At 38.0% G+C, this 26456-nt stretch carries 21 protein-coding genes and 1 riboswitch; of the genes, 18 read left to right on the top strand and 3 right to left on the bottom strand.

What is annotated here, in order from left to right; all coding sequences use genetic code 11:
- Positions 1 to 54 precede the first annotated feature (54 nt).
- The 15 genes from EK417_RS03380 (at position 55) to EK417_RS03310 (ending at position 22619) form a co-directional block, all read left to right on the top strand.
- On the top strand, positions 55 to 339 hold the full coding sequence (locus tag EK417_RS03380) for a hypothetical protein (protein WP_170872059.1): 285 nt from the start codon (positions 55 to 57) through the stop codon (positions 337 to 339).
- 249 nt (positions 340 to 588) lie between these two features.
- Entirely contained in the window at positions 589 to 3426 is a 2838-nt protein-coding gene (locus tag EK417_RS03375; protein WP_136521329.1) for an alpha-amylase family glycosyl hydrolase, read from the top strand.
- An 89-nt stretch (positions 3427 to 3515) separates the two neighbouring features.
- Positions 3516 to 3621, top strand: a riboswitch (SAM riboswitch).
- Positions 3622 to 3713: 92 nt separating this feature from the next.
- Complete coding sequence (locus EK417_RS03370) at positions 3714 to 6146, top strand: TonB-dependent receptor plug domain-containing protein (RefSeq protein WP_136521328.1); 2433 nt, start codon at positions 3714 to 3716, stop codon at positions 6144 to 6146.
- A 7-nt stretch (positions 6147 to 6153) separates the two neighbouring features.
- Positions 6154 to 7452 carry an APC family permease gene (locus EK417_RS03365; RefSeq protein ID WP_136521327.1) on the top strand — a complete coding sequence of 433 codons (1299 nt, stop codon included), beginning with the start codon at positions 6154 to 6156 and terminating at the stop codon, positions 7450 to 7452.
- Between the two features lie 319 nt (positions 7453 to 7771).
- Entirely contained in the window at positions 7772 to 8857 is a 1086-nt protein-coding gene (prfA, locus tag EK417_RS03360; RefSeq protein ID WP_062676053.1) for a peptide chain release factor 1, read from the top strand.
- Positions 8858 to 8934: 77 nt separating this feature from the next.
- Positions 8935 to 9612 (top strand): hypothetical protein, encoded by a 678-nt coding sequence (locus EK417_RS03355; protein WP_076595378.1) that lies wholly within the window; start codon positions 8935 to 8937, stop codon positions 9610 to 9612.
- 92 nt (positions 9613 to 9704) lie between these two features.
- On the top strand, positions 9705 to 11807 hold the full coding sequence (locus EK417_RS03350) for a prolyl oligopeptidase family serine peptidase (protein ID WP_076595379.1): 2103 nt from the start codon (positions 9705 to 9707) through the stop codon (positions 11805 to 11807).
- A 137-nt stretch (positions 11808 to 11944) separates the two neighbouring features.
- Positions 11945 to 14953, top strand: coding sequence for a reprolysin-like metallopeptidase (locus EK417_RS03345; RefSeq protein WP_136521326.1), 3009 nt, complete (start codon positions 11945 to 11947; stop codon positions 14951 to 14953).
- 138 nt (positions 14954 to 15091) lie between these two features.
- Entirely contained in the window at positions 15092 to 17212 is a 2121-nt protein-coding gene (scpA, locus tag EK417_RS03340; RefSeq protein ID WP_136521325.1) for a methylmalonyl-CoA mutase, read from the top strand.
- A gap of 42 nt (positions 17213 to 17254) precedes the next feature.
- Positions 17255 to 18241, top strand: coding sequence for a M28 family peptidase (locus EK417_RS03335; protein ID WP_076595519.1), 987 nt, complete (start codon positions 17255 to 17257; stop codon positions 18239 to 18241).
- A 406-nt stretch (positions 18242 to 18647) separates the two neighbouring features.
- Positions 18648 to 19382 carry a hypothetical protein gene (locus EK417_RS03330; protein WP_136521324.1) on the top strand — a complete coding sequence of 245 codons (735 nt, stop codon included), beginning with the start codon at positions 18648 to 18650 and terminating at the stop codon, positions 19380 to 19382.
- A 27-nt stretch (positions 19383 to 19409) separates the two neighbouring features.
- On the top strand, positions 19410 to 20801 hold the full coding sequence (locus EK417_RS03325) for an RtcB family protein (RefSeq protein ID WP_136521323.1): 1392 nt from the start codon (positions 19410 to 19412) through the stop codon (positions 20799 to 20801).
- A 77-nt stretch (positions 20802 to 20878) separates the two neighbouring features.
- The gene (locus EK417_RS03320) at positions 20879 to 21424 is read left to right on the top strand and encodes a hypothetical protein (RefSeq protein WP_136521322.1); all 546 of its coding nucleotides are present in this window, start codon (positions 20879 to 20881) and stop codon (positions 21422 to 21424) included.
- Between the two features lie 3 nt (positions 21425 to 21427).
- Complete coding sequence (gene prfH / locus EK417_RS03315; RefSeq protein ID WP_136521321.1) at positions 21428 to 22126, top strand: peptide chain release factor H; 699 nt, start codon at positions 21428 to 21430, stop codon at positions 22124 to 22126.
- Positions 22113 to 22619, top strand: a complete 507-nt coding sequence (locus EK417_RS03310; RefSeq protein ID WP_136521320.1) for a tetratricopeptide repeat protein — start codon at positions 22113 to 22115, stop codon at positions 22617 to 22619. The genes prfH and EK417_RS03310 overlap by 14 nt, the downstream gene beginning before the upstream one ends.
- A 158-nt stretch (positions 22620 to 22777) precedes the next feature.
- Here the strand turns inward: EK417_RS03310 and EK417_RS03305 are convergent, their stop codons facing one another.
- Positions 22778 to 23065: a c-type cytochrome gene (locus tag EK417_RS03305; RefSeq protein ID WP_136521319.1), complete on the bottom strand. Its 288-nt coding sequence runs from the start codon at positions 23063 to 23065 to the stop codon at positions 22778 to 22780.
- 22 nt (positions 23066 to 23087) lie between these two features.
- Positions 23088 to 23381 (bottom strand): c-type cytochrome, encoded by a 294-nt coding sequence (locus tag EK417_RS03300; RefSeq protein WP_076595387.1) that lies wholly within the window; start codon positions 23379 to 23381, stop codon positions 23088 to 23090.
- Between the two features lie 195 nt (positions 23382 to 23576).
- Here EK417_RS03300 and meaB point away from each other — a divergent pair, with 195 nt between their 5' ends.
- Positions 23577 to 24569, top strand: a complete 993-nt coding sequence (gene meaB / locus EK417_RS03295) for a methylmalonyl Co-A mutase-associated GTPase MeaB (RefSeq protein WP_076595388.1) — start codon at positions 23577 to 23579, stop codon at positions 24567 to 24569.
- Here meaB and EK417_RS03290 read toward each other — a convergent pair.
- The gene (locus tag EK417_RS03290; RefSeq protein WP_136521318.1) at positions 24566 to 25114 is read right to left on the bottom strand and encodes a DUF4251 domain-containing protein; all 549 of its coding nucleotides are present in this window, start codon (positions 25112 to 25114) and stop codon (positions 24566 to 24568) included. The two genes, meaB and EK417_RS03290, sit on opposite strands and share 4 nt — an antisense overlap.
- A 105-nt stretch (positions 25115 to 25219) precedes the next feature.
- On the opposite strand from EK417_RS03290, the gene EK417_RS03285 reads away from it, so the two are divergent.
- A complete protein-coding gene (locus EK417_RS03285; protein WP_076595390.1) occupies positions 25220 to 26026 on the top strand; it encodes a M48 family metallopeptidase in 807 nt (268 codons plus the stop codon).
- Between the two features lie 86 nt (positions 26027 to 26112).
- Entirely contained in the window at positions 26113 to 26424 is a 312-nt protein-coding gene (locus tag EK417_RS03280) for a hypothetical protein (protein WP_076595391.1), read from the top strand.
- Positions 26425 to 26456: the final 32 nt, after the last annotated feature.

Below are 26456 nucleotides of genomic sequence, written 5' to 3'. Positions count from 1 at the left end.
ATCTTTTGTGTAAAAAGGAAAAAAGTTCTATTTTTGCCTAAAATCTTTAAGAGAATGATAACGATATTATCAGCATTTTGGCCGTTCTACCAGTTCCTTTGGACTATATTCTTCATTACTATGTTCTTAGTAGGATTCTGGTGTATTTTCATGTTCTTCGGATTAGTAATCCCAATGTGGCTAACTGAAGGTTTGAAAGAGTATTTCGGAAAAGTAAAGCCTTTCGACCCTGAAGATATCAGAAGAAAGCTTATTTCTGAGCAGGAAGGTGTAGAAGTTATCTATAGCGAGCCTAAAGGAAACGGACCTTTCCTTCACGATCACGGACATCATCATTAATTGATTGTCATTGCTTTTTCACCTGAATTCTGAAAAAGTAATATCAAAGCAAAACAACATATATAAACCGCTTAAGCAATTAAGCGGTTTTTCTTTTTATTATTTCTCAGACTTTCCGGAGATATTCGAATTTGTTTTTGAAGGGCCGCGTAAAGTTTTTTTTCTTCTGTAAATGAAATATTTGATGTACAGCGATGAAAATACTCGTTATGAAGAAAAATTTATACTATATTCGATAAAAAATAATAAATGAAAAAGTTTTATTCTGTTGTTTTTCTGCTGATTACATTGAGTGTTTTCGGGCAGATCAATTATACGATTTCTCCCAATCCATTCAATGAATCTGATGCTGTTACGCTTACGGTTCCTGGAGATCAGATTGACGAATCTGCATGGGGAGTTTCCAATAATGCCATTTACATCTGGACATGGTCGTTTGATACCAATTATCAGAATAGTCAGGATTGTCCTACCAATGGAAGCTGGAACAATTCCAATGACCTGAATAAGCTGAATTATAATGCGGTAACAGACAGTTATTCACTTACTTTTACTCCCACAGCTTTCTTTGGAAGAACAGGGATCGGAAGGTTTGGTTTTTTATTAAAAGATAAGACGGGATCACACCAGACTTTACCTGATATTTTTATAAACGTAGGTACTTTAAGCTTAACGCTTACAAATCCATTAGTGAACAGCCTCACTTCAGTTCCTGTAGGAAATTCCATTACTATTACTGCTACAACCAGTACCAATGCAACATTTCATTTAAAAGCAAACGGAACTGTTATCAATTCTACAACAACTCCTTCACAATCTTATTCTTACAGTTATACAGTCACTCAGGATGCCAGTATGGAACTTGTGGCAACACAGGGAACCAATTCCAAGGCTGCGGCATTCATTGTGCAGGTTCCAAGAAATGTAGTGTCCCAGTCAATACCAAACTGGATAAGGCAGGGAATTAATTATGATCCGGCAGATCCTACCAGGGTGGGATTGGCTTTATATGCTCCGGGGAAAAGTTTTGTACATGTTATAGGAAGTTTCAATAACTGGACGGTGAATGATACATATCTGATGAATAAAGATACCACAAATCCTGATCTGTACTGGATTGAGCTCAATGGAATTACCCCTCAGCAGCTCAATACTTTCCAATACAGAACCAATGATTTAAGAAAAGTAGCAGACCCCTATTCGCCGCAAATCTTATCTTCCTATGATGATCCATGGATTTCGGCTTCTACCTATCCAAACTTGCCTGCATTTCCTGCCGGACAGGGCTTTGAAGTGTCAACATTTAAAACAGGTCAGACCGCTTATAACTGGCAGGTTACCAATTTTCAAAGACCTGCGAAACAGGATCTTGTAGTCTATGAATTACTATTGAGAGACTTTACACAGGAAAAGAACTGGCAGTCATTGATCGATAAAATTGCTTATTTAAAAAACTTAAAAATTAATGCCATAGAATTAATGCCCATCATGGAATTTGATGGAAATCTTTCATGGGGATACAATACTTCCTTCCATTATGCATTGGACAAAGCGTATGGAACTCCCGAAAAACTCAAAGAATTTGTAGATCTATGCCATCAGAACGGAATTGCAGTCATTCTGGATGTAGCATTTAATCACGCTACAGGACGTTCTCCTCTGGTAAGACTCTGGAATGTAGATCCGGATGGCGATGGCTATGGAGATGTTGCGGCCAACAATCCTTACTTCAATCAGGTTCCGAAACATTCATACAACGTATTTAATGATTTTAACCATACAAGCCTTTCAACGCAATATTACGTTGAGAGATGTCTTGAGCAATGGCTGACTGAATATCACATAGACGGATTCCGCTGGGATTTGACAAAAGGATTTACACAAAGCTGTTCCGAAAATGATGAAGCCTGTACCAATGCCTATCAGCAGGACAGAGTGGATATTATGAAGCATTACGCAGACAGGCAATGGGCTATTGATCCCAACTCTTATATGATCTTTGAACATTTGGGAACAGATGCGGAAGAACAGCAATGGGCCAACTACAGAATAGCAGAAGGAAAAGGCGTTATGCTTTGGAATAAGCAGACAGATCCTTACAATCAGAATACGATGGGATATAAGGAAAACAGCAACTACGACCGTATGAATCACAGTCTTCACGGCTTCACCAATATGAGTGCCGTAGGTTATGGAGAAAGCCATGATGAAGAGAGACTGATGTTTAAAAATCTTGCCTATGGTGCTATAAACGGAAGTTACAATGTGAAAGACCTGAATACCGCTCTTGAAAGAATGAAAACCTTCGGGGCAACTTTCTTTACTATTCCAGGTCCGAAAATGATCTGGCAGTTTGGAGAATTAGGATATGAATTCAGCATCAACAGATGCGCAAACGGTACCATAGACAACGGATGCAGAACCGATGAAAAACCTGTGGCATTCACTTTAGGATATGATACCAATGCGAACAGAAAGGCTGTTTATGATACATGGGCTAAAATCATCAATATCAGAAATACCTATCCGGTTTTTAAATCTAAAACCTACAGTATAGAATCCAATAACCTTACGAATGATCCTAATGGTCTCATTACAAGAATTTATGTATATGATGCAGCTATTACAACAGGAATAAAGAATGTTGTCGTATTGGCTAATTATACTACTTCCGCACAGAATGTCGTGCCTTATTTTCCTTACACAGGTCAATGGCAGAATCTGATGGACAACAGTATTTCAAATGTAGCCTCCACAACAGCTCCAATCACTTTACAACCTGGAGAATTCAGAATCCTTGGAAATTATGCGGGCGCTTTGTCAACTGTAGATACCAATGCAGTCAACAAGCTATCCCTTCAGATTGCAGATAATCCGGTTCGGAACGGAATCGCTAAACTCATTTTCAGTAAAGCAAAAAACGGAGAGATTTCAATTTTTGATATGACGGGAAAAAAACTGGATACTTACAAACTGGATAAAGAGAATGGAGCTTATAATATGAAGGTTAATTATCCGGCAGGAACGTATCTTGTACAGCTGAAATCAGATACAGGAATAGCCATTCAAAAGATGATGATTCAATAAGCTAAAACATAGAATAATAAAGGCAAATTTGCAGATCAGCAGATTTGCCTTTTTTTGTAAGTTCAGAAAAATAGTCTACTTTTGCAGTAGATTTATCAAGAAAGGTGGAGGGATTTGGCCCGGAGAAACCTTAGCAACCTGCACGGTTCCAGAAGTGTAAAGGTGCTAATTCCAACCCTTTGGGGGAGATAAGTGAAGTCAATACTCTATATGAATTCCATTTCTTGAAGTCTTGTGTGTCTGCGGAAAGATCCGTCAGATCCGTATTATTAATTGGCAGGAACAACATGAAAAAATTAAGCACAGCTGTATTATTGCTTGGGGCAATTCTGATAGCTGCTCAGGAAAATGAGGAAAAAGGAAAACAGATCGAAGATATCATCATCGTCGGAAACCGTAATGTTAAAAGAACAAAGCTGGAAACGCCGGTTCCTGTGGATGTTATCAATATCGATAAGATCCAGAGAAGCTCTCCGCAAATGACCGCTCAGGATCTCCTGAACTATGTGATCCCATCATTTAATGCAGTGAGACAGTCTGCTTCTGATGGAACAGAGCATATTGATCCCGTAACGTTAAGAGGGATGGGTCCTGATCAGGTTTTAGTATTGCTTAACGGAAAAAGAAGACATACTACTTCTTTGGTGAATTATCAGAATACCGTCGGAAATGGCTCTGTAGGAACAGATTTGAGCACTATTCCGGTTATTGCTATTGACCGGATTGAAGTCCTGAGAGACGGAGCCGCCGCACAATATGGCTCTGATGCTATTGCGGGAGTCATCAATATTATTCTTAAGAAAAATGCAGGAGCTTCGGCAATTCTTACCTACGGATTAACCGGAAGAAATGATGGAGATACTTACCAGGCAGGAGTTAACTATGGAACCTCATTAGGAAAGAAAGAAGGTTATATTAATCTTTCCCTGCAATTAAGCCACAGAGGAAAAACCACAAGAACGCAAAATCACGATCTGGATATTTTCGGAGATAATTTCGCTTATGAATTTGCAGGTGACGCTGAAGCCGTAAAAGCTGCCAGGGCTGCGGATGATGCAGAAATTGAAAAAAGAGGATTAACGCGTGACGATTTTAATTTTCAGATCGGAGATGCCCAGATCAGACAGGGACAGTTGTTTTTCAATTCAGAATACCCTTTTAATGATAATTTTAAACTCTATTCTTTCGGAGGTTTCAGTATTAAAGAAGGAGAAGGGTTTGGTTTCAGAAGACTTCCCAGTGAAAAGTCTAATGTGGTTTCATCCATTTACCCGAATGGTTTTCAGGCAATTCTTGGGTCTCAGGTATATGATATTTCTTATGCTGTAGGAGCAAAATATAATATAAATGACTGGCTATTCGATGTAAGTAATACATTCGGGAGCAATACCTTCAATTATAATGTAAGCCATACCAATAATGCTTCCCTGGGAGCAAAATCACCAACAGGTTTTTATGCCGGAGCACACAGCTTCCTTCAGAATACGGTGAATCTTGATGTTTCCAAAAATATAAAGCGTTTTAATATTGCTTTCGGGGGTGAATTTAGGTTTGAGCAATACCAGATCAAAGCGGGTGACGAAGCATCTTATACTCAATATGACGTCAATGGAAACGTTGCCACTGAAGGATCTACAGTGTTGGGAGCAGGCGGATCTCAATCCTTTATCGGATTTTCTCCCAACAATGCACTAAAGAAAGACAGATATTCCACCGCAGTATATGCAGATATTTCCTATGATTTAGATAAAAAACTCAATATTGACGCCGCTGCCAGGTTTGAAAATTATTCGGATTTCGGAAATACCTTGAATGGAAAACTTGCGCTACGATATGAGTTTGTAAAAAATTATGCAATAAGGGCAGCGGTAGGAACAGGCTTCAGAGCGCCTTCCCTTCAGCAGCATTATTTCAATAATTCCTATGCGGATATTTCTACTTCCGGTTCAAAGATTGTGACCAAAGGAATATTCAGCAACGATAGCGAAGCCGCTAAAATTCTGGGATTTGATAAACTCAAACAGGAAACCTCAGTCAATGCAAGTGCAGGATTTACTCTGAAGCCATTTAATAAGTTGACTGTTTCCATAGATGGATACTGGATCAAAGTAAAGGACAGAATTGTGATCACCAGCAATATTACAGATCCAAGATTAGATCAGTTTAAGGTAGAAAGCGGAAGGTTCTTCGCCAATGCTATTGATACAGAAACGAAAGGAGTAGATATAGTGCTATCCTATGACTGGATTCTCGGGAATGGAAAATTAAATATGAATCTTGCCGGAAACTATACGGAAACTAAAATTACAGACTTTCATTTTCCTGAAAACTTAGGAACGCCTCAGGATCAGTTTTTTGGCCCGGATCAGATCAATATCATTGAAACTCTGTCTCCAAAAACAAAAGCTTCATTAGGATTAAATTATGGGATCGGGAAATTCAGTTTTCTCGTAAGAAATACCTATTTTGGTAAAGTAATAAGAGATGGTTATCCTTTTGGAGACGTGCAGGAGTTCTCGCCAAAAGTTGTAACAGACATCAGCGTTGGGTATGATATCAACAAAAATATCAATTTTACCGTAGGTGCCAACAATGTATTTGATGTCTTCCCGGACCGTCAGATTTATAAAAATTCATATTATGGAGTATTCAAATATGCGCCGGTGCAGATGGGAACTTTGGGGAATTATTTCTTCGGAAGGCTTAATTTTAACTTTTAATCATTAAATGAGTACTGCCTCACATCAGATTGGCTGGAAAACAGCTGCAGCCATTGTCGTTTCCAATATGATCGGAACCGGAATTTTTACCACCCTGGGATTTCAGCTTTCTGATATTAGCAATACCTACAGCATTTTCCTGCTGTGGAGTATCGGAGGAGTACTCGCTTTGTTCGGGGCTTTTTGTTACGCAGAACTGGGTTCCCATTTTAAAGGAAACGGAGGCGATTTTATTTATCTCAAAGAAACCTATCATCCCATATTCGGATATCTCATAAGCTGGATTTCACTCATCATAGGATTTTCCTCTCCCGTAGCGCTGGCAGCTTTGGCTATGTCAAAATATCTTTCGGTATTTGATTATAGCTTCGGAAACGGTTTTGCGATAGCTGTGATCTTTCTGGTTGCGGCCGCACTTTCATTTAGCTTGAAAACATCCAGCAGGTTTCATAACTTTTTTACCTTCATTAAGATAGCTTTTATTATTGTACTGGTTATTCTTGGAGTAGGGATTTCAAATTCACCACAGATGGGCAACAGCCTTAATTTCAGTAACAGCTGGCAGAATGAGATTATGCTTCCTGCCTTTGCGACTTCCCTGGTATTTGTGACCTATTCCTACACTGGCTGGAATTCCGCATCCTATATCGCCGGAGAAATAAAAGATGTTCAGAAAAACCTCCCCAAATCACTCATCATAGGAACTGTTTTTGTGACGGTAAGCTATATTCTGGTGAATTATATTATGCTGAAACACGCAACTGTCAATCAGCTGGCAGGAAAAGAAGATGTGATGGGAGAAGCAGCGGTCAATATGCTGGGGCCGGCTTTCGGAAAGATTGTCAATATTTTTATTGCCCTGCAGCTGGTGGCAACCATAAGCGGATACTTGTGGGTAGGCTCAAGATTAACGCAGGCTTTTGCAAAACATACCTACATCTGGAAACCCTTATCTGCAGGAAACGAAAAAGGAATTCCGGTAAAAGCTGTTTTTACCCATGCCGTGATTGCAGCCATCATTATTTTAACGGGAAGCTTTAAAGAAATTTTTGTGTATACTGCTTTTATTTTACAGCTTTTCGCAAGTCTTGCAATCTCAACGGTTTTCTTCCTGAAGAAAAAAGACAGGAAAATCTTTAAATCTAATGCTTTTCATATTTTTCCGGCTGTTTTTCTGTTATTCAGTATGTATATCCTTTATTTTACATTCATTCATAATCCTAAAGAAAGCCTGATAGGATTAGGAATTATTGCAGTAGGAATTATTTTATATGTAATAGACAGAAGACTCTCCAAAAGATCTTAGAGTCTGAATTCAATATCATACACCATTTTATAATTAAGTTTTTCGCCTATCCCTTTTATTGATAATAGCTTCGACAGGCTCAGTCTGACAATGCTCAAAAATTTGGGTTGGTATTCGGCTTGTCACCCTGAGCCTCTGGAAGGGTTTTCAATAAGAAAACCTTTGTTAATCATTAATCTCTAGTATTGATTAAAAGGATAAGTCAGAAAGTTTTTTTGACTGTTTGCCCTTTTACCCCTAATGCTCAAAAATTTATGATGATTCGGAATTTTAATTTTGAATTAATAATCCTTATCTTTGCACCCACAAAATTTCTACAATGTCTAAATCATTAATTCCAAAATTAGAAGCTATAAAACAAAGATATAATGAGGTGGCAGACCTTATTATACAGCCTGATGTCATTTCAGACCAAAAAAGATATTCTTCTTTGAACAAAGAATATAGTGATTTGGGAAAAATTGTAAGAGTTTACGATCAGTACAAAGGGGCACTGGACAGTATTGCAGAATCTGAAGAGATTATTGCAGACGGTTCAGACAGAGATTTGGTAGATCTTGCTAAAGAAGAAAAGTTAGAAGCTCAGGCTAAACTTCCGGGATTGGAAGAAGAGCTGAAAGTATTGCTGATCCCTAAAGATCCTGCCGATGACAAAAACGTTATCGTAGAGTTACGCGCCGGAACAGGAGGTGATGAGGCAGCTATCTTCGTGGAAGATATCTACAGAATGTATACCATGTATTTCAAAACAAAAGGATGGAGACATGAAGTGACAGATTCTAATGAAGCTGCAAAAGGGTACAAAGAACTGATCATGAAAGTGGAAGGAGAGGGTGTTTACGGAATCATGAAGTTTGAATCAGGAGTTCACCGTGTGCAGCGTGTACCTGAAACAGAATCTCAGGGAAGAGTACACACTTCCGCCATTACCGTTGCTGTTCTTCCTGAAGCTGAAGAAGTAGATTTCGAACTGAATCCTGCAGATATTGAAATGCAGACTTCCCGTTCAGGAGGTGCCGGAGGTCAGAACGTAAACAAAGTTGAAACGAAAGTTCAGCTTACCCACAAGCCTTCAGGACTTGTTGTGGTTTGCCAGCAGGCTCGTTCTCAGCTCGCTAACCGTGAGTTGGCAATGGAAATGCTGAGAACAAAATTATACGATATCGAATTGCAAAAAGTACAGGGAGATATTGCAGCACAGCGTAAGTCTATGGTGTCTACAGGAGACCGTTCTGCAAAAATTAAAACCTACAATTACCCGCAAGGTAGAGTTACAGACCACAGAATCAATAAGTCTATGTACAACCTTGACGCCTATATGAATGGTGATATTTCTGAAATGATTGATGCAGTAATCATGGCAGAAAATGCAGAGAAGATGAAAGGGGAAGAAGAGAATTATTAAAACTACAATCAATAAAAACAAAGCCTCTGACTTTTCAGGGGCTTTGTTTTTTCCAATAACAAAACAAAATATTAACTATGAAAAACTACAAAATTATTTTCCTGCTGCTGCTTACCGTGATGGGACAGCAGCTGATGGCTCAGACAGAAGTAAAAAAACCTAAAGAAGCCTTTGAACTCTTCTTTGGAACTTTTGTGAATAATGATGACACAGCATTGAATAAACTTAATGATTATTTAAAACCTACAGTAGACGGACAGACTGCTTATCAGGTGGATTTTAAAGAAACTTCACAGGAAATGATCAATGGCAGTGTAGATAATTTTCTCGCCGCTTTCCCTAAATCTACGGCCGCAGATTGTAAAAAAGAAGCTGAAGATTATTTCAAAGCTATGTTTGGAAACTTTAAAACCGGAAAACTTACCGTTAAAGACGTAAAAGTAGTTCCGAATGAATATGTTGAAGGGCAAAAAATTGCAGAAATAAACTATTCCGTAAGCTTCCTGGTGCCATCAAAACTGACTTCGGGGCCCAAAGGAGATCTGAAAAAAATAAAAACGGAAGACCTTAAAAAATATTTAATTCAGGCAGTTCAGGACTTTAAAAAGGCTGATAAAACCGTTACGACAGATCAGAAATTCAGCTTATACGAACTGAAAGAAGGTGATAAAATATATTACTGGAACGGAAGCCCGGATGAGATTGTTTCCAACCTTACCGATTTTTATTTTGAAAGCTTCGGAGCCAATGAATAACTCTATAAGATCATAAAGAATAGAAAGTCCCGATATAACGGGACTTTTTTTATTTCATATACTTTACGTATTTTTGAGAAAAACCGATCAGTATGAATTTTAAACCTATATTGTTAACGGCTGGAGTACTATTTTCAGCATCTTTTTATTCTCAGAAAATGAATTATCCTAAAGCATTAAAAGGAAGCCAGACAGACACCTATTTTGGTACCGCCGTTTCTGATCCCTTCAGAGATCTGGAAAATGATTCCGAACCTACCAAAAAATGGGTGGACGAAGAAGTAGCTTACAGCCAGAATTACCTTTCTAAAATTCCGTTCAGGGATAAAATTAAAAATCAGTTGAAGGAAATCTGGAACTATGAAAAGATTTCAGCACCTTTCAAAGAAGGAGATTATACCTATTATTATAAAAATGACGGTCTGCAGGCGCAATCTGTTTTGTACAGAACAAACAATAAGACCAATGCTACAGAAGTATTTTTAGATCCTAATAAATTTTCAGAAAAAGGAACTACTTCTCTTTCCAATCTTTCTTTCAACAAAAAAGGAAATCTTGCGGCGTATTCTATTTCTGAAGGCGGAAGTGACTGGAATAAGATCATCATCATTGATGCTGTTACCAAGAAACAAATTGACGAGACTTTACTGGATGTGAAATTCAGTGGAATTTCATGGCAGGGAGACGAAGGTTTCTATTATTCAAGCTATGATAAACCGAAAGAAGGAACTGTACTTTCCGGAATGACGGATAAGCATAAAGTATACTTTCACAAATTGGGAACAAAACAGTCTGAGGATAAACTGATTTTCGGAGGTGAAAAGACACCAAGAAGATACCTGAGCGCTGGTGTTTCTGAAGACCAGAGATACCTTATCATTTCTGCAGCTAATGCAACCAATGGTAATGAATTATATATCAAAGACCTGAAAAAAGGAGGAGACTTTGTACAAATTGTAAGCGGATTTGATATCAATGCTGACATTGTAGATACACAAGGTGATGACCTTTTCATTTTTACCGATAAAGATGCCCCGAATATGCGTCTTGTAAAAACTACAATCGCTAATCCAGCTCCTGCAACATGGAAAGATGTAATTCCACAGACAGAAAATGTATTGGGAATTTCTTCCGGGGGAGGCTATTTCTTTGCAACTTATATGATTGATGCCATCGATCAGGTAAAGCAGTTTGATAAAACAGGAAAACTGGTTAGAGAAATTACACTTCCCGGTAAAGGAAATATTTCAGGATTCGGAGGAAAAGAAAAAGAGAAAGATGTTTATTTCTCCTTCAGCAATTATATTACACCAGGAACTACTTATAAATTTAATGTAGACTCAGGAAAATCTGAAGTCTATCAAAAGCCTAAAGTGAAGTTTAATCCGGATGATTATGTTTCAGAACAGGTATTTTACACGTCAAAAGACGGGACAAAAGTTCCTATGATGATCAACTATAAGAAAGGAACAAAGCTGGATGGTAAAAATCCTACTATTCTATACTCTTACGGAGGTTTCAATATCAGTCTGCAGCCTTCATTCTCTGTAGTAAACGCTATCTGGATGGAAAATGGTGGCATCTATGCTGTTCCAAACATCCGTGGAGGAGGAGAATATGGTAAGAAATGGCACGATGCAGGAACAAAACAGCAGAAGAAAAACGTTTTTGAAGACTTTATCGCTGCCGGAGAATACCTTCAGAGTAAAGGATATACTTCAAAAGAATACATGGCGTTGTCAGGAAGGTCAAACGGAGGATTACTGGTAGGAGCAACAATGACCATGAGACCGGATCTGGCAAGAGTTGCCTTCCCTGGAGTTGGAGTTTTGGATATGCTGAGGTATAATAAATTTACTGCCGGAGCAGGATGGTCTTACGACTATGGTACTGCAGAGGACAGCAAAGAAATGTTTGAATACCTTAAGTCCTACTCTCCTGTACACAATGTAAAAGCAGGAACATGCTATCCATCTACAATGATCATCACCAGTGATCATGATGACAGAGTAGTTCCGGCACACTCGTTCAAATTCGGAGCAGAACTTCAGGAGAAACAGGCATGTAAAAATCCTATTCTACTGAGAATTGAAAAAAATGCAGGTCATGGAGCCGGAAGATCAACAGATCAGGTAATTAGTGAAAATGCAGATCTTATATCATTTGCTTTGTTTGAGATGGGAATAAAGAAATAATTCTAAAAAAGAATAATATTTATCAAACCGGTTAATTTTTTTAAAATTAACCGGTTTTTTTATGGAGTTATTGTTTATAATTCTTATTTTTATGCCGGATATTTAAAGTTTATTAATTCTAAATTAATTAGGTAATTATGAAAAAAAGAATTTTACTGGTTTGTGCATTGGCTGCTGGGCTGTCCAGCTTTAATGCGCAGAGGTGGGAACCGGCCTCGCAAAGAACATCAGAGATCAGAAAAGAAGTAGAAGTTCAGTATTCTTACAGGTTTGATTTGCAGTCTCTTAGGAATATTCTGAAAGACGCTGTAGAAACTGGAAAAGGAGCTCAGGCGGTTATTGTATCTCTACCAACTGCGGAGGGAAAAATTGAAAAATTTGCTGTTTATAGTGATCCTGTTATGGAAAAATCTATGGCAGAAAGATACCAGTTGGGTTCTTACGTTGGTGTAGGAGTAGATGATCCTGGTAAATATGTAAGATTCAGTACTGCACCTACTGAAATGCAGTCGATGATTATCAAAGACGGGAAATTTCAGTTTATAGAACCTATTACTACAGATAAGCAGGTTTATGGTGTTTTCTATAAAACGAAAAGAACAGAAGCTGACCATGGTTTTGAATGTACTACCGAGGAGAAAAATTTCAAAGATATTAAATCATTGGAAGCCTTTGGAAAAAAAAATCTTTCTAACGTAGGGATTACAAACAGACCTGCCAGTACAAAATTCAGAACCTATAGATTAGCTCTTTCTACTACAGGAGAGTATACAAAGAAATTTGACCCGGCAGGAGGGATAACCAATACGGTTACTCAAATGAACGCTACAATGACTCGTGTTAATGGTGTTTTCCAGAAAGATTTTGCTATTAAACTTATTATTCAGGATCTTCCCAACATTATATATACAGACCCATCAACAGACCCTTATACTGGAAACTTAAACTTACAGCTTCAGCAAACCTTAACAGCTCAAGTAGGGAATACGAATTATGATATGGGACATGTATTCAATGCTGCTGGAGGTAACGGAAATGCTGGATCTATCGGATCTACATGTGTTGATCCTGCTACAGCTACTTCATTAGCAAAAGGATCTGCGTTTACACAGAATACAAACCCGGTTGGAGATTCTTTCGATATAGATTATGTTGCCCATGAAATGGGACACCAGTTGGGAGGTAATCACACTTTTTCAAATAAATCAGAAGGATCAGGAGCCAATGTAGAACCTGGAGGCGCAACTACCATTATGGGGTATGCCGGAATTACAAGTGATAATGTTCAAATGTCTTCAGATGCCTATTTCCACTATAAATCAGTAGATCAGATTTTAACAAGTCTGGAGGGAAAACCAAATTGTGGTACTTCTGAAGATATTACAACTAATACACCACCTGTAATAGGTGCACTTACGGCATATACTGTTCCTAAAGGAACCGCCTATTATCTTGATGCATCAGCAACTGATGCAGAAGGAGATGCACTTAATTATACATGGGAACAAAATGATAGTGTGAATGATTTTGCTACAATCTCCGGAGATAGTGGTTGGGGCTATAATACACAAGGTGCTTTGACAAGATCCCGTTTTGGGACAAGCAGTGGAAGGAGATATTTTCCAAGCCTTCCTTTAGTAATGGACGGAATTCTTACCAATAAAACTGATGCTGCAAATAATCCAAATCCAAATTGGGAAACTGTATCTTATGTTCCTAGAACTGTACGTTATGCAGTAAGTGTAAGAGACGGGAATGCACAAAGACCAATGCTGTCTTCTTCAGAAGTTAATACAGTCATTGGTAATGATGGACCTTTTAAGTTTAACGGACTTACTACATCATCAGTACTTTATAAGAATGCTACTAACATTATTCAGTGGGAAGTAGCCAATACCAATACGGCCCCTTATAACTCACCGAACGTAAAAATAGATTATACATCCGATAATGGAGCAACGTGGACAGATTTGGTAGCTTCTACCCCTAATACAGGTAGCTTCACAGTGCAGATGCCTAATACAATCACGACGCCAATTAAGTTGAGAGTATCAGCAATTGGTAACGTTTTCTATGCCGTTTCTCCTCAGGTTACAGTGGCAGATGCTCCTACTTCTACAACTGCTGCTCCAACAGGGCTTACAACAATAAGCACAGAGGTGTTTAAGACAACAGCCAGAGTATCCTGGAATAGTGTACCTGGAGCAACTTATTCTGTTAATTATAGAAAGCAGGGTGTTTCAACTTGGTCAAATACAACCAGTACAACAAATTCAGTGGTATTAACAGGCCTTGAAGATGAAACAAATTATGAAGTGCAGGTGGCAACCGTTGTAAATACTGTGCCTGGAACATTCTCTAATAACTATACGTTTAAAACCAATGGGTTAAAAACAGGTGTTGATTACTGTATATTAAATACTGGAGTTACAGACTACGGAACTGTATATCAAGTTTCATTGAACGGAACCGTAGTTCATACAGACGGATCATATAGAGCATATAAAGATCTTAGTGAGAATCCTGCTAAGACACTGAATTTAGTTAAGGGAACTCAATATAGTTTAGATCTTAGAACTGTAATTTCAGGTAATTATTCTCAGCTTACAGCCAGACCTATAAGAATTAATGCATGGATAGACTATAACAGAAATGGGTTGTTTGAAACATCTGAAAGAATTTATGCATTAGGAAGTAGCAGCGTTTCTGTAAATAGTGCTGTTGGAGCAGCTGTAAACTTTACAGTACCAGCCACTGCTTATGCAGGCGATAAAACATTAAGAATGAGAATTGTTGCCAAGTATGGAAATTCAGATTTAGTAGATGCATGCGGCGAAATTCCTTCAGGTGCTGGAGGTATAATGGATCTACCTGTAAAAATTGCAGAAACCCTTGCTGTAAACGAAACAAAAGATGTAAAATCATCTGAAATTTCAATCTATCCAAACCCTGCAGATACTTTCGTAGAAGTTAAAAATCTGAAAGGAAAAGCAGATTATAAAATCTACACTGCTGATGGAAGATTAGCTCAGGAAGGACAGATTGATGGACAAAGAATTAATGTTGCTTCATTAATCAAAGGGATGTATGTGATCACTATCAAAGATGATAAAAATACTTACAATACGAAGCTTATCAAAAAATAAGCAGACGATATATCAATAAGAATGGCCGGGCATTTGCCCGGCCATTTTCTTTTACTAAATTAAAGTAAAACAGAATATTAACATAAGTTTCATGTTTCGTTCAAAAAAATTAACTTTACGGGGACAAAAATAATTGGAATGCGAAAGACAATTTCTGTGAAAAAACCGGATTTTAGTGTATCATCTCAGGAAAGAGAGATTTACAATTTTGAAAAAGATGGTCTTGAACTCAAATCATCCTATGAAAAAAAAGATGTAAAAGATGAATCATTAACGCAGACTTCTCCAGGAATTGCTCCCTATCTGAGAGGGCCGTATTCCACCATGTATGTTCAGAAGCCATGGACCATCCGTCAGTATGCGGGGTTTTCCACCGCCGAAGAATCCAATGCCTTCTACAGAAGAAATCTTGCCGCAGGTCAGAAAGGTCTTTCAGTAGCATTTGACCTGGCAACACACAGAGGATATGATTCCGACCATTCAAGGGTGGTAGGAGATGTAGGAAAAGCAGGAGTAGCCATCGACTCTGTGGAAGACATGAAGATCCTTTTCAATGAAATTCCACTGGATCAGATTTCAGTATCCATGACCATGAACGGTGCTGTACTTCCTATTCTGTCTTTCTACATCGTAGCGGCGGAAGAGCAGGGGGTAAAACAGGAACTGCTTTCAGGAACTATTCAGAATGATATTTTGAAAGAATTCATGGTGAGAAATACTTACATCTATCCGCCGGCACCTTCTATGAAGATCATCGCAGATATTTTTGAATATACTTCTCAAAACATTCCGAAATTCAACTCTATTTCCATTTCCGGATACCATATGCAGGAAGCAGGTGCAACACCGGTACTTGAAATGGCATACACGCTGGCAGACGGCCTTGAGTATGTAAGAACGGGAATAAAAGCAGGAATGAATGTAGACGATTTCGCGCCAAGACTCTCTTTCTTCTGGGCAATCGGGATGAATCATTTCATGGAAATTGCGAAAATGCGTGCTGCAAGATATATCTGGGCAACCCTTTTAAAACAGTTTAATCCTCAGAATCCAAAATCTCTGGCGTTAAGAACCCATTCACAGACTTCAGGATGGTCTTTAACAGAGCAGGAGCCTTTCAATAATATTACAAGAACAGCTATTGAAGCCTTATCTTCAGCATTAGGAGGAACGCAGTCTCTTCATACCAACGCACTGGATGAAGCCATCGCCCTTCCTACAGATTATTCGGCAAAAATTGCAAGAAATACACAGATCATTCTTCAGCAGGAAAGCGGAATATGTGATGTGGTAGATCCGATGGGTGGAAGCAACCTCGTGGAAAGCCTTACTCAGCAAATGATTGAAGAGGCGATGAGGTATATTGATGAGGTAGAGCAGGAAGGAGGAATGACCAAAGCCATCGAAGCCGGAATTCCAAAAATGAGAATTGAAGAAGCTGCCGCGAAAAAACAGGCTAAAATCGACAGTGGTGAGGAATTCATTATCGGAGTCAATTCATTCAAGTCCTCACTGAAGCAGGATCAGATCGAAATCTTAGACATTGACAATACCGAAGTTCGCAGAAAACAGATTGAAAGACTGAATACAATCAAAGCTGAACGAAATACTGAAGCTGTAGAGCAAATACTGAACGAAATCCGCGAAAGCGCTAAGACAGGAAAAGGAAACCTGCTGGCATTATGCATCGAAGCAGCCAGAAGAAGAGTTACACTTGGTGAGATGAGCGATGCCATGGAAGAAACATTCGGAAGATATAAAGCAAATATTAAAACAATCTCTGGTGTATACGCAATGAATGCCGGTAAAAATGAATACTTTGAAAAAGCCCTTCATCTGACTCAGAAATTTGAAGAAGAAGAAGGACGCCGCCCAAGACTAATGGTCGCTAAAATGGGGCAGGATGGTCACGACAGAGGCGCTAAAGTTGTAGCCACAGCATTTGCAGATATGGGATTTGACGTGGATGTTGCTCCATTATTCCAGACCCCTGAAGAAGTGGCGAAACAGGCTGTAGAAAATGATATTCACATTTTAGGTGTTTCTTCATTAGCCGCCGGACACAAAACATTAGTTCCGCAGGTTGTTGAAGAATTATCCAAACTGGGAGCAGATGACATTACCATCGTTGTGGGAGGAGTAATTCCACAGCAGGATTACGAATTCCTGTATGCCAACGGTGCTGATTTTATTTTCGGACCAGGAACCAATCTTCCGAAATGCGCAGTGGAAATTTTAGAAAGATTTTTAGAAAAATAATCAGAAAAGCTTTAATTTCAGGTTGAAATTAAAATGCAACCTATGAATCTGAAAAATATAATAAAGCCTGCAAGGAAAAAACTGTTTCTTCTTGTAGGCTTATTTATTATCGCTGGTGTTGTCCTGTTAGCGTCTGGAAACGAAAGTATATCCATACAAGACTCAAAAATTGTGGCAGATACTTCTTTGGTAAGAAAACATTTAACAGCTCTTACCCAAACACCGCAATTTAGAAACTATAAAAATATAGACCAGCTAAATGCGGTTGCAGACTATATCCATCAGACTTTTAATACGTATGGTGACAGCACCGCTTACCAGGAATATAAAGTAGATGGAAAAATATATAAAAACGTAATCACTTCCTTTGGAACAGAAAATAAAAAAAGAATTATCATAGGGGCTCATTACGATGTCTGTGGAGATCAGCAGGGTGCAGATGATAACGCCACCGGAGTTACAGCGCTTTTGGAGCTGGCAAGAATGTTGAAAGAGCAAAAATTGAAGTACAGAGTAGATCTTGTAGCCTACACATTGGAAGAACCTCCTTATTTCAGGACCGAAAACATGGGAAGTTATGTCCATGCAAAATACTTAAAAGACAACAATATCGATGTGTATGGAATGGCCAGCGTGGAAATGATCGGCTATTTCAGAGATGAGAAAGGATCGCAGAGCTTTCCTTTAGGAATCCTTTCGTGGTTTTATGGAGATAAAGGAGATTTTATTACTCTGGTTAAAAAGTTCAGTGGGGCAGGCCCATTTGTAAAAAACTTTATCAACAATTTTAAAGGTTCAGGGCAGATTAAAACCGAAACATTTTCAGCCCCCAAATTTGTTGCAGGAATAGACTTTTCCGATCATCTTAACTATTGGAGTTTTGATTTCCCCGCACTCATGATCACTGATTCATCCTTTTTCAGAAATAAAAATTATCATGAACCCACAGACACTCTGGAAACCCTCGATACAAAGAGAATGACAAAGGTTGTTGATGCCATTTTTCTCAGCATTATTCACCTTAAGTGAAAAAAAATATTTTGATTTTCAGAAAAATGTATATATTTGCACCTGAAAATCAAGTTTAACCAATTAAAAACAACGAAGCAATGTTCAGAACTAATCAGAATTCTACAGTTGGATTGCCACTTATGGTGGTAAGGCTTCGCGGTTTGGTACATTCTTAGAATAACAGTACAATGAAATATCAAAACCCGAAGTCGTAGAGATTTCGGGTTTTTTATTGCGCAATATTTCAAACTCCCAGGTTTACCCGAAATTTTTTAAGTGTCATTAAAGACGAAATAGGATGAAGTATATCACTCAGAACTATTATTGTCTATTATTAATCCATTCAACTAGTGTTTTAGTTGATTGAAAGTTGTGTGAGATAAAATAAAAACATTTATGATCTCACATCATACTTCTGTGAACAATGGAAAATGATAACCTTCTGTTCTCCCGCCTGAGAAGCGTGAGAAGCAGAAAAAGAACAATTAGAAAAGATGTAGAAAGGCAGATAAGAGCAAAATACGAACGTAGTAGAGAACTCTGGAAAATAAGAAAAAATCTTCCGTTGATGCCATTGGATAAACCCTATCAAAAAGGATTTGTAAGATTCTTTGTAGTAAGAAATGATGTAAAACAATCCAAAGACAGAGATTTTTTCGAAGGAATTTTAAAGAAGATCAATACCTATATGTATTCTGATAACCGGAAATTTCTAAAAAAGAAAAGAAAATTTGGAAGGAAAATATATGTAGAAAGAGAGCAGAAGCTCAGGTATATTACTTCATTTTCCTGGAATTATCCAAAATTAGAACTTACCGACAGAGAAAGACAATACTTTGAAAAGAAAGAAGATTATTGCCCTGTCCGTAAGATATTCGAAACCTACTACCAATTTACTGAACCATGGAGATTTACTCTGAGGGTAAAACCCAATATGATTACCCATTACAAACCCTTGGATCTGGAGCTGGAAAAAGAATATGCGGCGCTGGATTCCTATTTGGGACAGCATAAGGTAATAGGGATTATTCACAAGACTATTTTATGTAAGTCGAATCCATGGAAAGAAACGTATCAAAGAAAACTTATCAAAAGCAGGAAATATGTTACCTGCACAATGTCTGCAACAGAGATTGCAGAAAGCTTAGAGGACTTATAAGTCCAACTGTTATTTAAAACAAAAACAATGGGAAATTTAAAACTAAAAGGAAAAGATATATTAAAACTGGGCTATCCAAATAACCAAAGCGTAAACGTAGCCCTGGAAGTTATGAAAAGAAATTTTGCAACGAAGAATATTCACCACGTAAAATCTCTTTTAAAGGAAATCCTGCTGAATCCGGAAGAATTTGAAAAAGATCTCACCTTCGGACAAATTGCAGAAACCTTGCTTTCATCCAAAAAAACAGAAAAAAGAATGCTGAATTCACAGCGTGCTTCCTTTCAGATTTTTGGTACCAACATTTCAGAAGAGGCAAAAAATCAGTTATACACTGCTTTGAAACTGCCAATTTCTACTCAGGGAGCATTAATGCCCGATGCCCACAGCGGCTATGGACTTCCCATCGGAGGTGTCTTGGCGGTGGAAAATGCAGTAATCCCTTACGGAGTAGGAATGGATATAGGCTGCAGAATGAGCCTCAGTATTTTGGATACACCCGTTTCATATCTTGAAGGAGCAAGAGATAAATATGAAAAAGCGCTTGCCGAACACACAAAATTCGGAATGTATGAGACTCATAAATCTCACATAGACCATGAGATATTTGAAAGAGATACATTCGATATGATCCCGATCTTAAGGAGATTAAAGGGAAAAGCCATCAAACAGATGGGATCCTCAGGCGGAGGAAATCATTTTGTAGAATTCGGGAAAGTGGAAATCACTGAAGAAGACGAACAGATTGGCCTGCCTAAAGGAAAATATCTGGGAATACTTTCTCACAGCGGCTCAAGAGGTCTGGGGGCGGAAATAGCACAGTATTATTCAAGAATGGCAACAGAGCAGTGTCCGTTACCAAAAGAAGCCCAAAACTTCGCATGGCTGGATTTGAGTACCCATCTTGGATTGGAATACTGGACAGCAATGAATCTGGCCGGAGATTATGCTTCAGCCTGTCATGATGATATTCACAGAAGGCTGGTAAAAGCCGTTGGTGGAAGAGTAAAAGCCAGAATTGAGAACCATCACAACTTTGCCTGGAAAGAAATCCATAACGGTAAAGAAGTGATTGTTCACCGAAAGGGTGCTACGCCTGCTAATGAAAATGAATTAGGAATGATTCCTGGATCAATGACAGCAAAAGGATTCATTGTTCGCGGAAAAGGAAATCCGGGATCTCTAAACTCCGCATCTCATGGTGCAGGAAGAGCACATTCCAGAGGAGAATGCAGAAGCCTTTTCACTCAGCATGATATCAAAAAAGAATTGAAGCTTAAGAATGTCACACTGATGGGCGGAAATGCTGAAGAAGCTCCTATGGCTTACAAAGATATTAATGAAGTGATGAATGCACAAAGTGAGCTGGTAGATATTCTGGGAACATTCCAGCCGAGAATTGTGAGAATGGACAAATAATTAGCCTGATACCTTACAACCTTATAGGTTTCAAAAACCTGTAAGGTTTAATCAGGAAACATTTAAAAACAAAAAAAATGGGAGCACCACATAACATAAAAAGATACGATGAAGTCTGGCCGGAATTCAGAATTCGGTTCGGACTCGAAATTTTAAATCAATTAAAAGATAAAGTCATTATATCAGGGGGCTGGGCGTGGCATTTTATGTCGGAAAAAGGACATACGGAATACAAACATGCCCATGACCACAAGGATATTGATGTTTTTGTAAAAAAAGAAAATGTAGCAGAAGTAGTTATCATTCTTCAGCAGAAAGGATTCCAGAAAGTCTGGACCCGATATGACCATCTGCCAAGTGAAGAAAACTTTCGCAGGTATGAAAAAACGGTTGAGCTGGAAAATGAAAAAATTTACAGAATTACCATAGATTTCTTTGAAAGAGATGATCTAGAGACATTAGAAACCAATGGTTTTACCGTTGTGAGGCCTGATATTTTACTTTCTTTTTACAGAAATATTCACTCCAGTGACAAATGCTGGGCAGTGATGGCCGCAAAAGAACTATTACAAAAGGGAATAAATCCGGTAGGAAACCCTTTATTAAGCAAAATGCCAACATAAAAAATGGAAAAATTAATACAGATCACTTCAGGAAGAGGTCCTTTAGAATGCCAGTGGGTAGTAGCCAGGGTTCTGAAGACCTTTCTTGAAGAGGCAAAACAAAATACAATAGAATACGAAATCATTCATCGTGAAAACGGTGATGAAAATCTCACTTTGAAATCAGTGACTGTGCTTTTAACAGGAAAAGACCTAACCCCATTCTTAAAAAACTGGCTGGGAAGCGTCTGCTGGATTGGAAAAAGTACCTTCAGGAAGCAGCATAAAAGAAGCAACTGGTTCATCGGAATTTTTGAACTGGAAAATGTGAAAATGATTGATTTCAATGAAAAAGATATCCGGTTTCAAACAGCGAGAAGCCAGGGAAGCGGAGGACAAAACGTAAACAAAGTGAATACAGCAGTGCGTGCCACTCATATTCCCACTAAAGAAACTGTTTTTGTACAGGATTCCCGTTCACAGCTTGAGAATAAAAAACTATCCATTAGCAGATTAAAAGAAAAGGTAACGGCAGTTTATATCCAACAGCTGGAAAGAAAGCTGAAAGAAACCTGGGCACTTCATATGCAGGTAGAACGCGGAAATCCGGTTCGTACATTTTCAGGAACAGATTTTAAAAAGAATTATGAAGACAAGACATTCAAAAAACAAAGAAATGCCTTGAAAAATGACCTTAAAAACTACAAAAATGACCTTAACTAAAAGCAAATATTATTTTGAAGCATTAGACTATTTTCCATTCAATCTTTCTGAATGCCTGGATGCGCTGAACTACGCACTGTCTTATGAGCCTGAAGATGCAGACAGCCTGTGTCTGATGGGAAGAATATATTCCGAAGAACTGAAGGATTATGAAACAGCAAAGAAATACTTTGATGAAGCCATGCAGAGTAACATTTCAAATATCAATATTCCCAAATATTATATTGAATGTCTTTTGAATAATGAAGATTATAAAGAAGCAGAAAAATTGATAGCATTTGCCTTAAAACTAAAAGGAATTGACAAATCAGAAATTCTGAACTGTCTATCTCTTCTTCATGAAAGAAACTTTGAATACAAGCAGGCTTTAGGAACTCTTAAAGAAGCCAAAAAATTTGCTTACACCCGCGCTGCACTTGAAGTGATTGAAGACAGAGAAAAATTAGTCAAAGGAAAGGTTACCAGAACGCGAACCGTAAAAAAGGCAGAATAATCTGGCTTTTGACTTATAATAGAAATAGTGTGACTGCCTCAAAAGCTAAATCATTTGATTTTTGTCATTCTGACGAAGAAAGAATCCCATTGATAACAATAAACATGAGATTCTTTACTCCATTTTATTTCATTCAGAATGACAATTTTGAGGCAGTCTTATTTCTTATTAACAGAGATCAGATAATCATACACCATTTGATGCTGGTCGTCAGTAAGTTTAGCCTTTGGAGCCATTCTGCTTAATGTATTGATCCATCCCTGGTTGTCATGCTTGGTAGGTTCTGGCAGTTTATGGCATTTTGCACAGGAATTTTCAAAAATGGTTTTCCCTTGTGCCAGCTGCTCAGATGAGGTATATTTGGGCCCTGTAACAGCCACACTTTTTGGTCCGCACGATACCAGCAATGCGGATGCTGCAATACCTGTTAAAATGAATTTTTTCATATCCTTTGATTTTATTTGATGATTATTTCTTCACAGAAACAATATAATCATAAACCCATTGATGCTGTTCATCCGTTAATTTTGCTTTTGGAGCCATAGAATTCATGATTCCTACCCACTGTACAGGATTGTGTGAAGCAGGATCAGGTAATTTATGACATCTTCCACAAGAGTTTTCAAAGATTGTTTTCCCCTGTGCAATCTGTTCCGCAGTAGATGTTGAAGTACCTGGAGCAGCACTGGATGTAGCAGCTTTCGGCGTACAGGAAACCAGCAAAATTGCAGTAAACGATGCCGCAGCGATGAGTTTTTTCATGTTTCTTTTTTGATATATAACAAATGTAATAAATTCCTTCAGCCTTTAATACAAGCTGTTCTAGTTTTAATTTAGAAGAAATAAAAATTAAATCAATGAAAAATTGCAATATTAAATCAAACAATTTTAGTCTTTTAGCCGATCAATATAAGCCGGGTATTGACCATTCGCATTTTAATTGTTAATTTTGAATCAATGAAATTTTCTACAGAAGAGTTAATAGAGGGAATACAGTCAGGAAACAAACGCCTGATTGCAAAAGCTATTACATTGGTTGAAAGTAAAAAAGCAGAACACAGAGTACAGGCGGAAGAACTTTTGAAGAAAATTATGCCTCTTACCGGAAACTCTGTGAGAGTAGGAGTAACGGGAGTTCCCGGAGCAGGAAAATCCACTTTTATAGAAAACTTCGGACGCCTCGTAATTGCACAAGGCAAGAAAGTGGCTGTTCTCGCTATTGATCCTAGTTCGGCCATCAACAAAGGAAGTATTTTGGGAGATAAAACCAGAATGGAGGAGCTTGCCAAAGAAGAAAACGCATTCATCCGTCCTTCTCCCAGCTCAGGATTTCTTGGAGGAGTAGCCAATACTACTTTTGAAACCATGATGATCTGCGAGGCTGCAGGATACGATTATATTTTAATAGAAACCGTAGGAGTAGGGCAGTCTGAAGTACTGGTAGCTGATATTACTGATGTTTTTTTATTCCTTAAAATCATTGGGGGAGGAGACGAACTTCAGGGTATTAAACGAGGAATTATGGAAATGGTTGACCTTATTTTTATCAATAAAGTGGATCAGGATAACCTTCAGAAAGCGAAAAATACAAGACTTGAACTGAAAAGAGCTTTAGATTTCATTCCCCCTAAAGAAAAAGGCTGGAAGATCCCTGTGCTATTAGGATCTGCTCTTCATAACGAAGGATTACAGGAAGTCTATGATACAATATTCGAATTTATTGACCTCAAAAAGAAAAGCGGCCGTTTTGAAGAAATCCGCGTTCAGCAGGCTGAAAAACGATTTGAATATTGGGTTCAGGAATATATTTTATCCCTGATGAAAAAGAGTGATGCATTAGAAGAAGCTTATCACATGCATAAAAAAAATGCTTCAGCTATGATTTCCAATCCAAGTACTGAAGCAAAATTATTTGTTGAGAAGTTCTTATCTAACGAAAACAGGGATTAAGGTTTCTCTTTTTCCTGCTTTATCTCCGTTTTTGAAACATATCCGTCATAAGTAATTGGTTGTCTGTCGTTACTTCTCATAGAAACGAAAGCCTTACCGTTTTTAAAAATTTCTATATTTACTTCATCTACATTTCTTGCATCTTTAGGCTTGAATTTTAAAGTCCAGGTTCCCTTTTTATTCTGAGATTTAGTTACGGTAAAATCTTTTGAAGTAAATCGGTAGCTGTTATCACTTGTGTTTCCGTAAGTTGGATTGAAAAGTCTTCCAAAATAGGGTAATACCACATCCAGTGTATTTTTACTTACATCAATGGTATAGTCTCCATTTAGATTCAGCATTCTTGTTGCAGTAGAATTAGGCATTGAGTTCATGACATTAATAACATCATAATTCGTAGGATTGGCTCTTTGTGCATAGAAGGTAAACTCCTGGGAATTCACCAAAGTGTCTACTGTTTTCGGATCTAATGAACCTTGTGAAGCACAGCTCTGAAATAAGAACAGGAATCCAAAAATCATCAGTAAAGAAATATACTTTTTCATAATGATATAATTATTAAATTTAAACAGCAAAATGTATGCAAATATATTCTTTCTGAAATATTTTGGAATAAAAATTGTTAAGGTTGAATTATTAACACTCAAAATATGAAAGTTACACATCTATTAGGAATGGGAGCTATTGCTCTGTCGGCTGTTGCCTGTACTACAAACCCTATTACGGGCAGGTCTTCTTTACAGCTGGCCAACAATTCGGAAATTTTAACAATGTCTTCACAGGAATACAGAACGACATTGTCTAAAGGTAAAGTAATTACCGGTACGGCAGATGCAAAGAGAGTGGTAAATGTAGGAAACAGAATTAAAAATGCAGCAGAAAGATATTATCAGAGTATTGGAAGATCAGCAGATCTTGCAAGTTACAGCTGGGAATTCAATCTTTTGCAAAGCAATGAGCTGAACGCCTGGTGTATGCCTGGTGGAAAAGTAGCAGTCTATACCGGAATATTACCGGTAACAAAAGACGATAACGGACTTGCAGTAGTAATGGGACATGAGGTTTCTCATGCACTGGCAGGCCACGGAAACGAGAGAATCTCTCAGGCAATGGTAGCTCAGTATGGAGGTGCAATCCTGGGAGGAACAATATCAAATTCACAATGGGCAAGTGTTTTCCAGAAGGTGTATCCTATCGGTTCACAGGTTGCTTTATTGAAATATGGAAGAGGTCAGGAATCTGAAGCCGATGAAATGGGTCTTTACCTGATGTCTATGGCAGGATATGATCCGAGAGCGGCCATTCCTTTCTGGAACAGAATGGAAGCAGCATCTACAGGAGCAAGGCAGCCTGAGTTCTTATCTACCCACCCGAATCCGGAAACAAGAATTTCAGATATCAATAAGGATCTTCCGAAAGCATTGCAATATTATAAGGCTGCGGGAGGTAAAATATAATTAGAATTTTAATCTTGAGTAAGGCCTTATTAAATTTTTAGTAAATTTGGTAAGGCTTTTTTTATAAATCACCTAAACACAATATTATGAAGAGTTTATCAATTACCGGACTTATACTTTTAGCAGTTTCTGCATTGCTTTTTTATCTTACAACTGATTTTGCCGTAGAACAAATAAAAATTTCCCACATTATGGGAATAATGGCAGGAGTTGGAATAGGTCTTATCATTGGAGGAATGGTAGGGTATCTAAGCAAAGGAAGTGCTATGAAAGCGGAACAGAAGAAAAAAGAATTCAAACAGTTGCAGAAAGACAAAGAAGAGCTTGAAAAACAGGCTGCAGAAATTGCAAAACGCCAGGCTGAGCTTGAAGAGCAAAATAGAAACCCTCAAATTTAAATTTGAGGGTTTACAGTTGTTATTTTCGATAA

It is taken from the genome of Chryseobacterium candidae (assembly GCF_004916905.1).
GTDB classification, from domain to species: domain Bacteria; phylum Bacteroidota; class Bacteroidia; order Flavobacteriales; family Weeksellaceae; genus Chryseobacterium; species Chryseobacterium candidae.
Note: the sequence above shows the minus strand (reverse complement) of the source record. Positions and strands in the feature narration are given on the sequence as shown.

What these genes read in the sequence shown, in the direction of transcription:
- EK417_RS03380 (WP_170872059.1), top strand. Translation starts at nt 55, where the DNA reads ATGATAACGATATTATCAGCATTTTGGCCGTTCTACCAGTTCCTTTGG.
- EK417_RS03375 (WP_136521329.1), top strand. Translation starts at nt 589, where the DNA reads ATGAAAAAGTTTTATTCTGTTGTTTTTCTGCTGATTACATTGAGTGTT.
- EK417_RS03370 (WP_136521328.1), top strand. Translation starts at nt 3,714, where the DNA reads ATGAAAAAATTAAGCACAGCTGTATTATTGCTTGGGGCAATTCTGATA.
- EK417_RS03365 (WP_136521327.1), top strand. Translation starts at nt 6,154, where the DNA reads ATGAGTACTGCCTCACATCAGATTGGCTGGAAAACAGCTGCAGCCATT.
- prfA (WP_062676053.1), top strand. Translation starts at nt 7,772, where the DNA reads ATGTCTAAATCATTAATTCCAAAATTAGAAGCTATAAAACAAAGATAT.
- EK417_RS03355 (WP_076595378.1), top strand. Translation starts at nt 8,935, where the DNA reads ATGAAAAACTACAAAATTATTTTCCTGCTGCTGCTTACCGTGATGGGA.
- EK417_RS03350 (WP_076595379.1), top strand. Translation starts at nt 9,705, where the DNA reads ATGAATTTTAAACCTATATTGTTAACGGCTGGAGTACTATTTTCAGCA.
- EK417_RS03345 (WP_136521326.1), top strand. Translation starts at nt 11,945, where the DNA reads ATGAAAAAAAGAATTTTACTGGTTTGTGCATTGGCTGCTGGGCTGTCC.
- scpA (WP_136521325.1), top strand. Translation starts at nt 15,092, where the DNA reads ATGCGAAAGACAATTTCTGTGAAAAAACCGGATTTTAGTGTATCATCT.
- EK417_RS03335 (WP_076595519.1), top strand. Translation starts at nt 17,255, where the DNA reads ATGAATCTGAAAAATATAATAAAGCCTGCAAGGAAAAAACTGTTTCTT.
- EK417_RS03330 (WP_136521324.1), top strand. Translation starts at nt 18,648, where the DNA reads ATGGAAAATGATAACCTTCTGTTCTCCCGCCTGAGAAGCGTGAGAAGC.
- EK417_RS03325 (WP_136521323.1), top strand. Translation starts at nt 19,410, where the DNA reads ATGGGAAATTTAAAACTAAAAGGAAAAGATATATTAAAACTGGGCTAT.
- EK417_RS03320 (WP_136521322.1), top strand. Translation starts at nt 20,879, where the DNA reads ATGGGAGCACCACATAACATAAAAAGATACGATGAAGTCTGGCCGGAA.
- prfH (WP_136521321.1), top strand. Translation starts at nt 21,428, where the DNA reads ATGGAAAAATTAATACAGATCACTTCAGGAAGAGGTCCTTTAGAATGC.
- EK417_RS03310 (WP_136521320.1), top strand. Translation starts at nt 22,113, where the DNA reads ATGACCTTAACTAAAAGCAAATATTATTTTGAAGCATTAGACTATTTT.
- EK417_RS03305 (WP_136521319.1), bottom strand. Translation starts at nt 23,065, where the DNA reads ATGAAAAAATTCATTTTAACAGGTATTGCAGCATCCGCATTGCTGGTA.
- EK417_RS03300 (WP_076595387.1), bottom strand. Translation starts at nt 23,381, where the DNA reads ATGAAAAAACTCATCGCTGCGGCATCGTTTACTGCAATTTTGCTGGTT.
- meaB (WP_076595388.1), top strand. Translation starts at nt 23,577, where the DNA reads ATGAAATTTTCTACAGAAGAGTTAATAGAGGGAATACAGTCAGGAAAC.
- EK417_RS03290 (WP_136521318.1), bottom strand. Translation starts at nt 25,114, where the DNA reads ATGAAAAAGTATATTTCTTTACTGATGATTTTTGGATTCCTGTTCTTA.
- EK417_RS03285 (WP_076595390.1), top strand. Translation starts at nt 25,220, where the DNA reads ATGAAAGTTACACATCTATTAGGAATGGGAGCTATTGCTCTGTCGGCT.
- EK417_RS03280 (WP_076595391.1), top strand. Translation starts at nt 26,113, where the DNA reads ATGAAGAGTTTATCAATTACCGGACTTATACTTTTAGCAGTTTCTGCA.